Origin of the sequence: Mucilaginibacter sp. 14171R-50, assembly GCF_010093045.1 — a bacterium.
In the GTDB taxonomy this organism is placed as follows: domain Bacteria; phylum Bacteroidota; class Bacteroidia; order Sphingobacteriales; family Sphingobacteriaceae; genus Mucilaginibacter.
The window spans coordinates 2,236,689-2,250,182 of sequence record NZ_CP048115.1 but is presented as its reverse complement, the minus strand read 5'-3'; the positions used below and the strand labels follow the sequence as shown (position 1 = coordinate 2,250,182).

General features: G+C 36.0%; 14 protein-coding genes. 8 read left to right on the top strand and 6 right to left on the bottom strand.

Annotated elements, in window-relative coordinates:
- Nucleotides 1-316 precede the first annotated feature (316 nt).
- On the bottom strand, nucleotides 317-553 hold the full coding sequence (locus tag GWR56_RS10355; RefSeq protein WP_162431171.1) for a hypothetical protein: 237 nt from the start codon (nucleotides 551-553) through the stop codon (nucleotides 317-319).
- A gap of 134 nt (nucleotides 554-687) precedes the next feature.
- Between GWR56_RS10355 and GWR56_RS10350 the strand changes: the two genes are divergently transcribed.
- The 3 genes from GWR56_RS10350 (at nucleotide 688) to GWR56_RS10340 (ending at nucleotide 2,017) form a co-directional block, all read left to right on the top strand.
- Nucleotides 688-918: a helix-turn-helix domain-containing protein gene (locus GWR56_RS10350; RefSeq protein WP_162431170.1), complete on the top strand. Its 231-nt coding sequence runs from the start codon at nucleotides 688-690 to the stop codon at nucleotides 916-918.
- Nucleotides 919-1,105: 187 nt separating this feature from the next.
- Nucleotides 1,106-1,363 (top strand): hypothetical protein, encoded by a 258-nt coding sequence (locus GWR56_RS10345; protein ID WP_162431169.1) that lies wholly within the window; start codon nucleotides 1,106-1,108, stop codon nucleotides 1,361-1,363.
- An 84-nt stretch (nucleotides 1,364-1,447) separates the two neighbouring features.
- On the top strand, nucleotides 1,448-2,017 hold the full coding sequence (locus GWR56_RS10340) for a hypothetical protein (RefSeq protein WP_162431168.1): 570 nt from the start codon (nucleotides 1,448-1,450) through the stop codon (nucleotides 2,015-2,017).
- Between the two features lie 75 nt (nucleotides 2,018-2,092).
- On the opposite strand, the gene GWR56_RS10335 is transcribed toward GWR56_RS10340, so the two are convergent.
- The gene (locus GWR56_RS10335; RefSeq protein WP_162431167.1) at nucleotides 2,093-2,407 is read right to left on the bottom strand and encodes a helix-turn-helix transcriptional regulator; all 315 of its coding nucleotides are present in this window, start codon (nucleotides 2,405-2,407) and stop codon (nucleotides 2,093-2,095) included.
- Between the two features lie 469 nt (nucleotides 2,408-2,876).
- Here GWR56_RS10335 and GWR56_RS10330 point away from each other — a divergent pair, with 469 nt between their 5' ends.
- From GWR56_RS10330 to GWR56_RS10310, 5 genes are all read left to right on the top strand, one after another.
- Entirely contained in the window at nucleotides 2,877-3,476 is a 600-nt protein-coding gene (locus GWR56_RS10330; RefSeq protein ID WP_162431166.1) for an RNA polymerase sigma factor, read from the top strand.
- A 58-nt stretch (nucleotides 3,477-3,534) separates the two neighbouring features.
- On the top strand, nucleotides 3,535-4,587 hold the full coding sequence (locus GWR56_RS10325; RefSeq protein ID WP_162431165.1) for a FecR family protein: 1,053 nt from the start codon (nucleotides 3,535-3,537) through the stop codon (nucleotides 4,585-4,587).
- 200 nt (nucleotides 4,588-4,787) lie between these two features.
- Entirely contained in the window at nucleotides 4,788-8,051 is a 3,264-nt protein-coding gene (locus GWR56_RS10320; protein WP_162431164.1) for a SusC/RagA family TonB-linked outer membrane protein, read from the top strand.
- An 11-nt stretch (nucleotides 8,052-8,062) separates the two neighbouring features.
- Complete coding sequence (locus GWR56_RS10315) at nucleotides 8,063-9,409, top strand: RagB/SusD family nutrient uptake outer membrane protein (RefSeq protein ID WP_162431163.1); 1,347 nt, start codon at nucleotides 8,063-8,065, stop codon at nucleotides 9,407-9,409.
- Nucleotides 9,410-9,415: 6 nt separating this feature from the next.
- Nucleotides 9,416-10,738 (top strand): TlpA disulfide reductase family protein, encoded by a 1,323-nt coding sequence (locus tag GWR56_RS10310; protein WP_162431162.1) that lies wholly within the window; start codon nucleotides 9,416-9,418, stop codon nucleotides 10,736-10,738.
- Nucleotides 10,739-10,790: 52 nt separating this feature from the next.
- Here the strand turns inward: GWR56_RS10310 and GWR56_RS10305 are convergent, their stop codons facing one another.
- The 4 genes from GWR56_RS10305 to GWR56_RS10290 form a co-directional block, all read right to left on the bottom strand.
- Complete coding sequence (locus GWR56_RS10305) at nucleotides 10,791-11,081, bottom strand: hypothetical protein (RefSeq protein WP_162431161.1); 291 nt, start codon at nucleotides 11,079-11,081, stop codon at nucleotides 10,791-10,793.
- A 67-nt stretch (nucleotides 11,082-11,148) separates the two neighbouring features.
- On the bottom strand, nucleotides 11,149-11,628 hold the full coding sequence (locus tag GWR56_RS10300; protein ID WP_162431160.1) for a MauE/DoxX family redox-associated membrane protein: 480 nt from the start codon (nucleotides 11,626-11,628) through the stop codon (nucleotides 11,149-11,151).
- 166 nt (nucleotides 11,629-11,794) lie between these two features.
- Entirely contained in the window at nucleotides 11,795-12,406 is a 612-nt protein-coding gene (locus tag GWR56_RS10295; protein ID WP_162431158.1) for a Crp/Fnr family transcriptional regulator, read from the bottom strand.
- A 154-nt stretch (nucleotides 12,407-12,560) separates the two neighbouring features.
- Nucleotides 12,561-13,493, bottom strand: coding sequence for a helix-turn-helix transcriptional regulator (locus GWR56_RS10290; protein ID WP_162431156.1), 933 nt, complete (start codon nucleotides 13,491-13,493; stop codon nucleotides 12,561-12,563).
- Between the last annotated feature and the right edge of the window lies 1 nt (nucleotide 13,494).

Here is a 13,494-nt window from a genome sequence, read left to right as displayed (position 1 = left end):
GTACGTATTGACAATGCGGAAAATACAGGTATTTTAAAAATCTTAGCACATCTCGTGCTATTGTGATAAGGTTTAGGTAAGAAAAGCCTGGCGCGATGCCTGGCTTTTCTCTTTTTCAGGGATCTTTATGTCTAAAAACCAATTTTGATTTGTAACAATTTTGTTGTGTTGTTCCACAACGCGCCTATCGACCGGCATCCAACCTCCAGGAAAATCTAAGCGTAGAGTTTACCCGCTATAAACGTCCGAAGATCTTATAAGTCAGCGCTCAAAGCTATTCTTTGTAAATAAGGCCTATTTAGATGGACGATTACTGTTAGGATTTTTCGAGTTTCATTCTACCCTGGTGCCACTCGTATACCGCATCGATCAACACGGCGAGCTTGCCTTTGAACATTTCAAAATTCGAGGCATCCAAGTTTTTGATGTTGCTTCCCTTATCAAAATAAGCAAACATCAACCATCTGAAAAGTTCTTCGTCCACGTCGTTGAACGGTTCCTCTCCAAACAGACTTTCTATTTTTTTTTCTAAAAACGATACGTCATTGCTCATTTTAAACAATTTTATTTTTAAACGCCACTATAAGGGTGACTATATAATAACTATCAAAGTTAACCTTTGTTGTGGTATGCCACAACGGTATTAATATTATATTATTACAATTTCCCTGATCATTTACGAGGATAATGGTTAGCGATTTAGATAAAGGAATATTAATTCAATTTGGAAAGCGTCTTAAATTTTTAAGACAGTCTAAAAACCTGACTCTCCGTAAAATGTCACTGCTATGCAACGTAGAATACGCAGATATTCAACGGTATGAAAGCGGAAAACAAAACATAACCCTTCTCTCTCTTGCCGAGCTGGCGAAAGCCCTTGAGGTTGACCCCAAAGAATTATTGGAGTTCAATAAGTAGGTTAGCTAATAGCAGTTTTCAACTCTTTTCGCTGTTTCAATTTCATAGATCATTCTTTTTCGGGATAGACTGGTAGAAATTCGGGAGATACGGGTATTTCTCCCTGGTGCGTTAAAATTAATTTTGTGAATGCCTGCTTAAGCGTTTGCCTGGCCTAAACCATTTGTAATGCGGATACGTTCAGGAAATGAAAAGAATCGATTTATTTGATAACCATCCAGTCTATAGCGTGTTGGGTTATCAGGTGATTGTCGGTCTTATTCAGTTGTTAACAGATGAGGGGTTGCTGAATTCTAAAGAACGAAATGGCTGGTATATTAATTTTATGGATTTCAGAAATAGCGCAGTTATGTTATACACAGACCTAAGTAATAGTCAAAAAACGGAGTTAATCGATTATTTAAGGTATAAAGCATATCTGGACGGCTCTTATAATAGTATCTAAATTTAGGTAGACCACGCGTTGCATAATTTGTTTGATTATTAAAAGATTATAAAGAAAATTAATAATACACTAAATCTTTTGTTGATGAGAAAGCATAACCTGTTTTTTTTGTTCCTGATATTTCTATCCTTAAAATCAACTTTCATCTTTGCACAGTTACCGGTGCAGGTCAGATCGGGATTGATCTATATAAATGATGGTACAATTGGCAGCCGTAAACCAAATAAATACGCTGCTTTAACAGACAGCCTGGACAAAAACTTAAAACTTCACCCAAATGATACCACCAGTTTGTTTTTTAGGGCTGTGCTTTATTTAAGTTTAAATAGGGTGATAGTAAATCCTGACCTGGGAAATAAAACCGCGTTCAATAACCTGGTTACGGCTAAAAACATGGTTGAAAAAGCGATCACATTAAAAATGCAGGATTTTTATTTAAAGGTGCTGAGGGCCGAGATTTATAGAGAACTTACGTTTAGATTAGGTGGTGATGAGTCCTGGAAGTTTAACAGTAATCAAATAACGCAGAGAAGAACCCGGTTTAATAGTTACAAAGAATTGGCTAATAAGTATTACGATGATCTTGCCGTCTTCGATTCCAATAATGCTAACGATTACCTAATGCTAAAGGTGAAAAATAAATACCCTCTCTGACGAAATTCAAATTGAATCATATTTATTTAGCATAATGTCAATTATAAAGGATGCACTTAAATCTAACAATTGCTCTTAAGGGGATTTTCGCCTTTTTGAATTATTCGATCTTTTAGTCTGAGTTTTAGCCAACTTTTTCATTTCTAAATAATCCTGCAATACAGAATTCCCTGTTTCATTTTTCCAGTCAGTTGGTTCGATTAGCCTAGTTATATCGATTCGGCAAATTTTTGCTATATTATAAATATCGGAGAGCTTGGGCTGATTGACATTCCTACACCACCTTGAAACGGTATCCTTAGAAACTTTTAAAATAGCTGCTAAATCAATCTGATCCAATTTTAATTCATCAAGTACAATGCTTATCCTATTTAATCTTGGTTCTTCCATTCTTTACAATCACTTAAACAAATATATAAAGATGGAAACAATTGAAAATCAGTAGATTATATGCAAATAAAATCTATTAATAGACATTATTTGTATATTTATATTGTTTTTAAGTCTACTTTTCATTAAATTTGTTTAACGCAATTATTATCTATTTATAGGAAGTAATTGTATAATATAAGATTATTTTTGCGATGTCTAAATAATTATTCATCGTTTACGAGCCTCGCCCGATAAATCTGGTAAATTTTCCCCGCGAGTGTAAGTAAAGCGCTGTACCCTGTATATTGCGATAGGGTCGGCGCTTGCTTATTCTTTTGTGGGAATCCATCCTATTAAGTTAGAGTGGATGGGCTTTACCAGAGCCTTTCGGCATTAGAATCTGTGAGCTACCGACCCTATTGTATTTATACGGTGGAGCAACTCAATTTCTAAATAGCTCGGTATTGAATTTTCAATAATTGAGCTAATGGATTTAGATAATGAAAATTTAAAGCTTCTAATTCAGCAACTCCAGCAAGGAAGTGAGCGGGCCTTTACCGTTTTGTACGACCAATTTAGCCAACCAATCTACAGGAATATCCTTCGATTGGTTAAAGATGAAGACATTGCGCAGGAACTATTACAAGACCTGTTCTTGAAAATTTGGGAAATTAGGAAAAATATAAAACAGGAAGGTTCCTTTAAATCCTTTCTTAATAAAGTTGCGGAAAATATGGTTTACATGCATTTCCGGAAAATAGCCAAGGATAACCGGCTAATTGAAAAATTGGTAATATCGTATGCGGATTATGAAACAAATAATGAAGAATCAAATCTTTCTGAAGAAAATCTCGACTTTCTACAAATAGCAATTGGTACTCTCCCTCCCCAAAGAAAGCAAATATACACCTTATGTAAATTGGAAGGCAAAAGTTACGAAGAAGTGAGTAACTTATTAGGAATTTCCACCTCAACAATTAGCAATCAGATAGTAAAAGCTAATAAAACCGTTAAGCAACATTTTCTATTGAATAAAAATATAATTGTCTTATTCATTCTTGAGCAACTTTTAACTCATCGCAAATAAATTTTAAATTTAGATAGTGTAAAAATCTTCTTTTTGCATGTTGTGATAAAATACAACAGTGAATAATCAATCATCCATTTACAAGCTCTTTGTAAAATATTTGGAAGACAATTGCACCCCCGAAGAGGTAAGGCAGCTATTGTTATATTTTGATGATGGCGAAAATGAAAAAGTATTGAAGGCCCTCATACGTGCTGAATTGGGATTTGTAGAACATGATGAGGGCAGCATAGGAAAAACCGAAACTGCGGTTAGCAAAGTAAAATCAATAATCATAAAAGAGATTAGCGATCGAAGTGCTCATGAGTCAAAATCAAAAAAAAATTATAGTATAAAAAAATGGCTGAAAATCGCAGCTCTCTGGCTTGTGCTCATAGCTTCCACATTGTTATTTTTTAACCAGTATTTTAAGAATCGCTATAAATTTAGAAACGCTAAACAATTGCAATATGTAGTCACCCGGCCAGCGGAAAAAAGGATACTTCAACTATATGACGGCACAAAGATTTGGCTGAGTCCTTCCAGTTCTCTTGAATATAAAGATCAGTTAATAGGTAAATTTCGCGAGGTAAAACTGGAAGGCGAAGCTTTTTTTGAGGTAGCCAAAGACAAAAAACACCCCTTCATCATTCACACCGGACAGATACAGACGGAAGTTGTGGGCACCTCTTTCAATATCCGGGCTTTTGAAAAACAACATAAAGTAACAGTTACGGTGGTTACCGGAATCGTCAAGGTTTCAGTTTGGTCAGCAACTAATGCAAAAATCAAACAAGTAACGCTAAAACCTAACCAAAGTGCAGATTTTACTAAAGAAACTCGCACGCTAAAGACAGACAGTGTACCGAACATTCAGCCTGAAATAAAAAGGAGGGACGGAATTTTAACTTACAACGGAACACCTGTACCGGATGTAATAGCAGACTTTCGTAGATATTATAATCTGTCAATTGAGTTGGAAAATAAATCAGTCCAATGTTTATGCTATGGCGAGTTTGATACCACAAAACCCATCAAAATTGTGCTTGACCAATTGGCCGCTGCAATAAATGCAAAAGTGGTCTATAAAAATGAACGATATATTTTACAAGGGGGGTGTGATGAACGCTAAAGGCTGTATCGTGAATAGTTAGAGCAGCGCTCGAAAACCAGTAAAAATTCTAATAAAAACTAACCGCAAAAATATGAAAACTTGCTTTATGGGCTTGCTATTGCCTATTCTTTGGCCTTGTGATAAGTCACCGCCACATCTCTTATATAGTTATAACCTGATTTGTAATTATTCTTTAAACTTCCATTAATGTTTTTTCTATGTACAAACCATTACCCATAAAACGAAAAAAAAGACTGTTGATTTTAAGCATGTCACTCTGGTGCTGTTTTAATTTGGCTTTTACCAGCAGCATAGCTGCATCTCAAGACCTAACAAAAAAAATCAGCTTAGATTTAGAAAAGAAAACCTTGAAAGAGGCATTCGATCAAATAGCTGACAAAGCAAAAATTGTAATCATCTACAGTGATATAAATGAGGTTACTAAAAAAGAAGTGACCATTCATGTTAAGGAAAAGGCTTTAAATCAAGTTTTAGATGATTTATTGCCGCGATATAAATTATGCTATCAAGTTATAGATGACAAAATTGTTATTATTCAAACGGGTGTTAGATTAAATCCTTCAAAGGACGATAAGCGACAATCGCAGGCAAATCCGATTAAAGGAAAGGTAACAGATTCAAACGGTGGAACTTTACCTGGGGCAACCGTCAAACTCAAAGAAAGCTCCACAATAGTTATTACTGATCAGAATGGTGACTTTGAAATAAGCCCGCTTAAAACAACCGGAATATTGATTGTTAGCTTCGTGGGCTATCAAACGATAGAGGTACCTTTTAATACTAATATTTCTGAACGTCTAATCATTATCTTAAAAGCGGATGCCAATTCCTTAAATGAGGTGCAGGTTATTGGCTATGGAACTACGACTAAACGATTTAATACTGGAAACACATCAACTATTAAATCATCGCAAATAGAAAATCAGCCCGTAAGCAATCTGCTTGCCGCTATTCAAGGACAGGCACCAGGGGTCTTTGTGCAAACACAAAATGGACTGCCTGGAGGTAATATTAAAATTCAAATCAGGGGGCAGGGCACTTTAGCTTCCGGCACCGATCCGCTTTTTATTATCGATGGAGTGCCATTTTTGTCAGCACCTATTTATAATGCTTTTGGCAGTGCTGGCGGAGCTAACGGTGGAATAAGTCCGTTTAGTATCATTAATCCAGATGATATCGAAAGTATATCAATATTAAAAGATGCCGATGCCACAGCAATCTATGGATCAAGGGCAGCTAATGGCGTGGTACTTATTACTACTAAAAAAGGGGCGATAGGTAAGGATAATTTTACTGTTGATGTAAATCAGGGAATAAGTCGGGTGAGCCGGTTAAACAGTTATTTAAATCTTCAGCAATATCTCAAGCTGAGAAATGATGCTTACAAAAACGATGGTTTGATTCCGGATGTTAACTCAGCGCCGGATTTATTAGTATGGGATACGACCAAATCCACTAATTGGCAAAAATACTTTTATGGCGGCTCTGCAAATGTAACTAATGTGCAGGCAAGCCTATCCGGTGGAGATGCAAATACGCATTATCTTGTAAATTTAAACTATCATGATGAGGGAACGATATTGCCCGGAAACGAAAACTACAAAAAGGGGGGTGGATATTTAAATATTGACCATACGAGTACCAACAAGAAATTTTATACCTCTTTTAATGTAAATTACAGTGGGGATGACAATCGTACTTTATATAATTCTACCGGTGACAGAGGAGGTTCAACTCCCCCTGACTTCCCCATTTATAATAGTGATGGAAGTTATAATTGGACAATCACCAATCCGGTAGCAATACTTAATCAAAAACAGCATAGCACAACCAGCTATTTAAATGCTAATACTGTTGCTAAATATTCATTTACGCCTGGTTTTGATGCTAAATTAAATATTGGTTATAATACTTATAAACTTAATCAAGTAGCAACCTTACCGGTTTCTTCCGAAGATCCCAGTTACAGTCCCATTGCTACCGCATTTTTTGCAAATAACTCCAGTAACAGGTATATAATTGAGCCTCAATTCGATTATGTTAAACATTTTAATGATGGTGTTCTAACGGCCCTTTTAGGTGGCACATATCAACATATCATTACTCAAGGTAATTATATAGAGGGTGATGGAGTAAGTAACCCTGATCTATTAGGCAACATCGGAGCAGCTAGCATTCTTACGGGTAATTCAGACAGTTATTCAGAATATAAATATGAATCGGTTTTTGGCCGGATAAATTATAATTGGAGGCAAAAATACCTTATTAATGTCAACCTGAGAAGAGACGGTTCAAGTAGGTTTGGGCCAGGGAGACAATTTGGTAATTTCTACGCTGTTGGCGGTGGATGGATATTTTCAGAAGAAAAATTCATCAAAGATAATTTAGGCTTTCTCAGTTATGGAAAAATTCGGAGCAGCTACGGGCTTACCGGGAATGACCAGATCAGTGATTACCAATACTTATCTACCTACAGATCTGGAACAACTTATGGTGCTATTTCAACGCTTACCCCATCAAAGGTCGCCAATCCAAATTATAGCTGGGAAACAACTAAAAAATTTGAATTAGCATTAGAGCTTGGATTTTTGAAAGATCGCGTATTGGTTACAACGGCCTGGTATAAAAATACCAGTGGAAACCAATTAATTTCTTATGCGATACCCTATATAACCGGGTTTGCAACTTACCAGGCAAATTTTCCCGCAGTCATACAAAATACCGGCCTGGAGGTTGAATTAAATACACAGCCTATCAAAGGAAGTAATTTTAGTTGGAATGCTTCATTCAATATTACCTTGCCCAAAAACAAATTGGTATCCTTTCCAGGTTTAGCTATGTCAAGCTATGCCACTACTTATATTGTCGGACAAGATTTGAGTATAGTAAAGGCTTTCCAATTTTTGGGTGTTAATCCTCAAACCGGCTTAGCTGAATATAAAGATGCCAACAAAGATGGGCAGCTTTCCTTCCTTGATGATGCTGTCATTGCCGGTAAAACAAGCCCCCAGTTATTTGGAGGGTTTAGCAACGATTTTAATTATAAAGGCATTCAATTGGATGTATTTTTTGAATTTGTGAAACACAGTTTGCCTGCATATGTTCCAGCGCTCGGCACAGGTGTAATAAATGACCCCCAATATGTTGTAAACAGGTGGGAAAAACCTGGTGACGTAGTCACAATCTCAGGAGCAACAACCAACTACGCAAATTTCCAAGATGCAAGTACATCATTCTTTACAGACGCATCCTATATCCGGTTAAAGAACCTTGCTCTTTCTTATAATTTCAAATCCTCATTGCTGCAAAAATGGAAGTTAAAAGGCATCAAGATTTATGTTCGGGGCGAGAATTTATTCGTCATAGCTAACAAACAAAGATTTGATCCGGAAATTTCGTCATCGGCAGGCGCAATCCCTCCTCTGAAGACATTAACTGCCGGAATAAAACTTACTCTTTAATTATTATTCAAATGAAAAAAGTTAATATATTTTTAATTCTTGCAGTGATTTTAGTTAATTATTCCTGCAAAAAAGTTTTAAGCATAGATCCTCCGAAAAATCAGTTAACCCCCGATAAGGTTTTTGATAACAGTAGTTCATTGAATGCAGCTACTTCAAATCTTTACACAGTTCTTGGTGCGGTTGATGGCAATTTTATTCCCGCGGTTTCGACCTATACTGATGAATTAATTACTACTAATGTTGATGCAACCTCGACAGAATTTTCCAATGGCATACTTACTTCGGAAAATACAAGAGTGTTAAGTGTCTGGCAAAATCTTTATTCAGCCATTTATAAAGCTAATGCCTTGATTGAAGGTCTTAAAACCTCAGTATCTATCCCGGATTCTGTTAAAACGCAATGTTTAGGTGAGGCCTTATTTATGAGAGCTTATTGTCTTTTTATGCTAACCAACGTTTACGGCGATGTTCCTTTAGTGACTTCGACAAATGTCACTATTAATGCTATGGCTCCAAAAGTCTCAGGAAAGTTAATCTACCAGCAAGTCATCGATGATCTTAAAGAGGCAACTTCACTTTTACCAGTTAATTATACTGGCGATGGTGAAAAAATCAGGGCAAATAAATGGGTTGCAGTCGCTTTTTTAGCTAAAGCATATCTTTATACCGGAGATTATGCCAATGCGGAAACACAGGCGACACAAATAATTTCATCTGGACAATACACCTTAACTAATTTGAATAATGTGTTTCTGGCAAATAACAGTGAAGCTATTCTGCAACTATGGAATACAAGTGGATATTCGAATTTAAGTTTTGTGCCTGCTTCAGGTAAACCCTCCTACCAAATATCACTATCCTTATTAAATGCATTTGAGCCTGGTGATAACAGGAAAAGTAATTGGATAAATAGCACAATTATTTCAGGTACAACTTATTTTTATCCTTATAAGTATAAACTACGGACGATAACTACCGGGACCAATGCCGAATATACAATGTATATGCGACTTGGAGAGGTATATCTGATCAGAGCGGAAGCAAGGGTACAGCAAAATCACCTGGCAGATGCACTTTCAGATTTGAATATCATAAGGAACCGTGCCGGTTTGGGAAACATCACGGGCAGTTCCACCCAGGCATCGTTACTAACAACTATCTTTCATGAAAGACAGGTGGAATTGTTTTATGAGAGTGGTAATCGATTTTTTGACTTAAAACGTTCCGGGACTATTAGCTCCGTTCTGACTCCTATTAAACCCCTGTGGAAATCTACAGGCTCAATATTTCCTATACCTCAATCTGAAGAGTTAAAAGATCCAAATTTAATCCAAAACCCAGGTTATAATAATTGATTAATTATGAAAAACACTATAAATAAGTGTCTCTTAACGCTCATATTCATTTTTTCAACATCGGTTGTATATTCTCAAAATGACACACTAAAAGAAATACATATAGGTGAACATGTCCCTAATATTGCTTTATCAGGATTTATAGATGACACCTTGCAAAAAGTTCAATTAAGTAACCTATATAAAAATAAATTGTTAATCCTGGATTTTTGGGCGACCTGGTGTCGCCCTTGTATAAGCGAATTAACAAAACTGGACACCCTTAAAAAGCAGTTCAGTAATCAAATAGAAATTGTAGCAGTCGGTTACCAATCATTTTCTACAATTAATGATTTCTTAAAAAAAAGACCTGAATTACGCCCTAAAAACTATTTTGTACTGGCTAACGATAATATTTTATCCAGAAAACTATTCCCTCACAAGGGAATACCGCATATGGTTTGGATTGATTCCGCAGGAAAAGTGATCGCTATAACTGGAGGTGAGGATGTCAACTTTAAAAATATAAAAGAAATTGTGAAGGGCAAAGTATTGCCTCTAAGAGCAAAAATTGATATCAAGAATTTTGATTTTACAAAGACGTTTCATTTGAAGGATTCTTCGTTTTTAGGCCGATCAATCTTTACTGGTCATACAAATGGAATTTTGTCGTATGAAACTTACGGCACCTATAAGTCAGTAATTCCTCATATGATTGATCGAATATTTATGGACAATATTTCTATCAGAGATTTATATTGGACAGCAGCATTTCAACATCAAATTTGCTGGGGTAATTATGGACGAATTATTTTAGAGATAAAAGATTCATTAAAGTACATGCAACCACGATTTGCCCCCGAATCTTACCAAAGATCAAAATACTATAATAGTATTAACAGTAGTGACTGGGCTCAAGATAATTCGTATTGTTATGAATTGCAGATGCCTGAACCACGCATGGATACTATACTTTATCAATATATGATATCAGATCTAAATAGATATTTGAACTTGAATGGCCGGTTTGAAAAAAGGAATATGCAATGTTATATTTTAAAATACAGAAATAAGCATCTTAATATTTTAAATGAATCAAAAAAACAACATAAACATTTTATTACAACGCAAAATGTTACTAAGCTTACTGAAATTTTAAATGCCAATATAAATCAAGACCAAATCGTTGATGAAACTGGCATTAAAAATGCATTGATAGACTTTGATATAAATGGTTTGAAAGCAGGGATAACACCTGAACAAATTAATGCCATCTTAAACAGAAGTGGGCTATATATAATAAAAGTTAAAAGGATGGTTCCAGTTTTCGTTATATCTGAATATTATTAATAAAGGAGACTATAGCAAATTGGTCACCACAGTCTCCTTTACCCACTGGTTTCTAATCCAGTCTTACGTAAGTTGGATTGGCTGTTTTAGTCCCGTTTTGGTGATTAACAGTAACCGCACAGGGTGTTATCGTGCCACTACATCCAAAATCGCTTTGGGCTTGTGCCTGAGTTACTCCAGGATCATACTGCCCTCCTGAGATGACATTACCACTTGCATCAGTTTTTTGCCAGTTAAACGTTGGATCTGTTTGTTTTGGTGATGCATGTATCTTTTGTACAACTGCGCCACCAATACCTATTGTAAATAGTACGGCCAACATGCTAATTTTTAACTTTTTCATGATATTATGTATTAAGTTTAATAATTACGCCATTGATTAAAATTACAGGCAATGGCACCACCTGTTCTTACGCGCGAGAAAGTATTTTATGTTTATTGCCGCCAAATTCAGTTGCCGCCAATACTTTATGTTTTTGCAAATATTTAATTGATAAAAAGCTTGTCAGGATAAAAAAAGCATTAAAGAATAAATGTTGTTTCCAACCCATATTGGATATAATACCGCCACAGGTACAGGGAAGACGTGATCCTGATAAAAGCATGAGGACAATATAAAACTCGAATGCACCTAATAAAATAACAGATGCATACAGCGATTTAATTTTGATTGAAGGAATAAAAAAACCAACAGCGAATCCTATGGCAATAATCATTTCAACAGATGGCACCAGCCATCCAAAAAGAGGAGCAAGTATTTTCATTAACGGTACTGGGGCAAGTTGCATTTGAAATACAAATTTATCGTGGTCTAAAAACTTGCTGGCCGATGTATATACAAACAACAGGAAGAGAAATGTTATACAAAAATGGGTTAATATATTTTTCATAATGGTGGTATTTAATATAATTCTTTAATAGCCAGAGCCATCCCTTTTAGATAAGATAAAGCTACGTTTGAATATTCTTATAAGGTCTAAACCTCGGTTCAGAAATCGATTACCATTTGTTCAGAAATGAATTAATAAATGATAAACTTTCTCTTATCAAATTGGTTTATGGGTGGCCATTATCCTTGATGAGTCGGCTAAGGGATTGTGGAGTAATACCGAGATAAGAGGCAATGATTTCCTTCGAAATCTTTTGTTCGATTTTAGGATGTTTTTGGAGTAAGTCCAAGTATCTTTCCCAAGCTGAAAGACTGATCAGGTCATGAGTTCTTTTGGTGTGATAAGAAACATATTGCAGCATTAGACATCTGGTAAATATTTCGGCATACGGGAACGCGTTAATAATATCTGACAGATGTTGCCTGGATATCGACAATAATCTGCTGCCAGGCATCACCTCTATATATAATTGAGAAGGAGTGCGTTTTAAAAAGCTTTGAGGCTCTGTAATAATGGTTTGCTCATCCCATAAGCAGATAGTATACTCTTTCTCCTTTAGCTCATCGTCATAATAACCCCTTGCCATCCCACTTTCGACAAAATAGATGTGATCAGCTATTTGGCCGGGATTTAACAAAAGCTGACGATGAGTATGATGGCTAAAACCAATTTTTGAATTGATATATTCTATTAAATCTTTGCGATTTGCCTCATTTGCTAATTCTTTCGGCAGCGGATTCATGCTAAAAAGCACGTCAAATAAACGATGTGACTGCATAGTAATATTCAAGAAAGTGAAACTTGACAGGAGATTCTTAACTCCTATAATAACCTGGATCAAATTTACCGTGCCGGCCAGGCGATCTAAATACTCAAATCAGGGATTTGGCATTACTAAATAGGGGTATATTTAATGACAAACGAGCGCAAAGTTATTGCTCGCGACGATTTTGTAGTTTATGAATTAAGGCTGCCCTGTTATTTACTAAGGCTTTTCTGAATATATTTTGAATGTGCTTTTTAACGGTTTCGCTTGAAATAAACATGCTATCAGCGATTTCTCTATTTTTCATTCCTTTATACAATTTCTGTACGATCAGGATCTCCGTTCTTGTCAAACTGTAATGCAGACAACTAGCCAGGAATTCTTCCGGGCTTATGCCATCAATGGCCGATTCTTTAAGTTTCCTGGTGAATTCCTGTCTTGCATTGCTGACGGATTTAGTCAGAAAAAGAACTGTGATAATGATGATGCCCGTATTCGTGCAAAGTACTTCTATCAACTGATTCTCTTCTACCAGGCCGAAGAGTGCTAAAGCTAACCAGGGAGTAACTGCACAGTACATTGAGATTTCCTCCAGGTATTCGTTCTTGTTACGATTTATCTCATAGTTATTCCGAATTGCCCTGAACATAACCCAAAGCAATACAATCGCATAGATAAAGGGTACAATCATCCCAAAACGGATATCTACATTTAACTTGCCATTTATCGCATAAACGATGACAAAGAATATCAGGTAGGGAAGCATCAGGAATAATGGTACTCCGAACAGTGCGTGCCAGCGCAATTCTTTCAGTTCAAATCCTTTATAAAAGTAATATGGGAAATAAGAAGCCATAAGAAAACCAGTGCCGTAAGCAATCATCTCCTGGATGTTGATGGGGATACCAATCTTAGGATCAGGAAAGAGGCCGCCAGTAATATTGTATAACAACATTAAAAACAGCAATAATAAATACCGGCCACGATTTTTATCTCCCGGCCAATAGAAGTAACTGGCCAATTGAAAAATGAACATCAATATTTCAAGTCCAATGAATACTGCTGTGACAATATGAATTTGTGTTCCGAATACCAGCATA

Excerpts from the sequence above, each read along its gene's own strand:
- GWR56_RS10355 (WP_162431171.1), bottom strand. The coding sequence starts at position 553 with ATGAGCAATGACGTATCGTTTTTAGAAAAAAAAATAGAAAGTCTGTTT.
- GWR56_RS10350 (WP_162431170.1), top strand. The coding sequence starts at position 688 with ATGGTTAGCGATTTAGATAAAGGAATATTAATTCAATTTGGAAAGCGT.
- GWR56_RS10345 (WP_162431169.1), top strand. The coding sequence starts at position 1,106 with ATGAAAAGAATCGATTTATTTGATAACCATCCAGTCTATAGCGTGTTG.
- GWR56_RS10340 (WP_162431168.1), top strand. The coding sequence starts at position 1,448 with ATGAGAAAGCATAACCTGTTTTTTTTGTTCCTGATATTTCTATCCTTA.
- GWR56_RS10335 (WP_162431167.1), bottom strand. The coding sequence starts at position 2,407 with ATGGAAGAACCAAGATTAAATAGGATAAGCATTGTACTTGATGAATTA.
- GWR56_RS10330 (WP_162431166.1), top strand. The coding sequence starts at position 2,877 with ATGGATTTAGATAATGAAAATTTAAAGCTTCTAATTCAGCAACTCCAG.
- GWR56_RS10320 (WP_162431164.1), top strand. The coding sequence starts at position 4,788 with ATGTACAAACCATTACCCATAAAACGAAAAAAAAGACTGTTGATTTTA.
- GWR56_RS10315 (WP_162431163.1), top strand. The coding sequence starts at position 8,063 with ATGAAAAAAGTTAATATATTTTTAATTCTTGCAGTGATTTTAGTTAAT.
- GWR56_RS10310 (WP_162431162.1), top strand. The coding sequence starts at position 9,416 with ATGAAAAACACTATAAATAAGTGTCTCTTAACGCTCATATTCATTTTT.
- GWR56_RS10305 (WP_162431161.1), bottom strand. The coding sequence starts at position 11,081 with ATGAAAAAGTTAAAAATTAGCATGTTGGCCGTACTATTTACAATAGGT.
- GWR56_RS10300 (WP_162431160.1), bottom strand. The coding sequence starts at position 11,628 with ATGAAAAATATATTAACCCATTTTTGTATAACATTTCTCTTCCTGTTG.
- GWR56_RS10295 (WP_162431158.1), bottom strand. The coding sequence starts at position 12,406 with ATGCAGTCACATCGTTTATTTGACGTGCTTTTTAGCATGAATCCGCTG.
- GWR56_RS10290 (WP_162431156.1), bottom strand. The coding sequence starts at position 13,493 with ATGCTGGTATTCGGAACACAAATTCATATTGTCACAGCAGTATTCATT.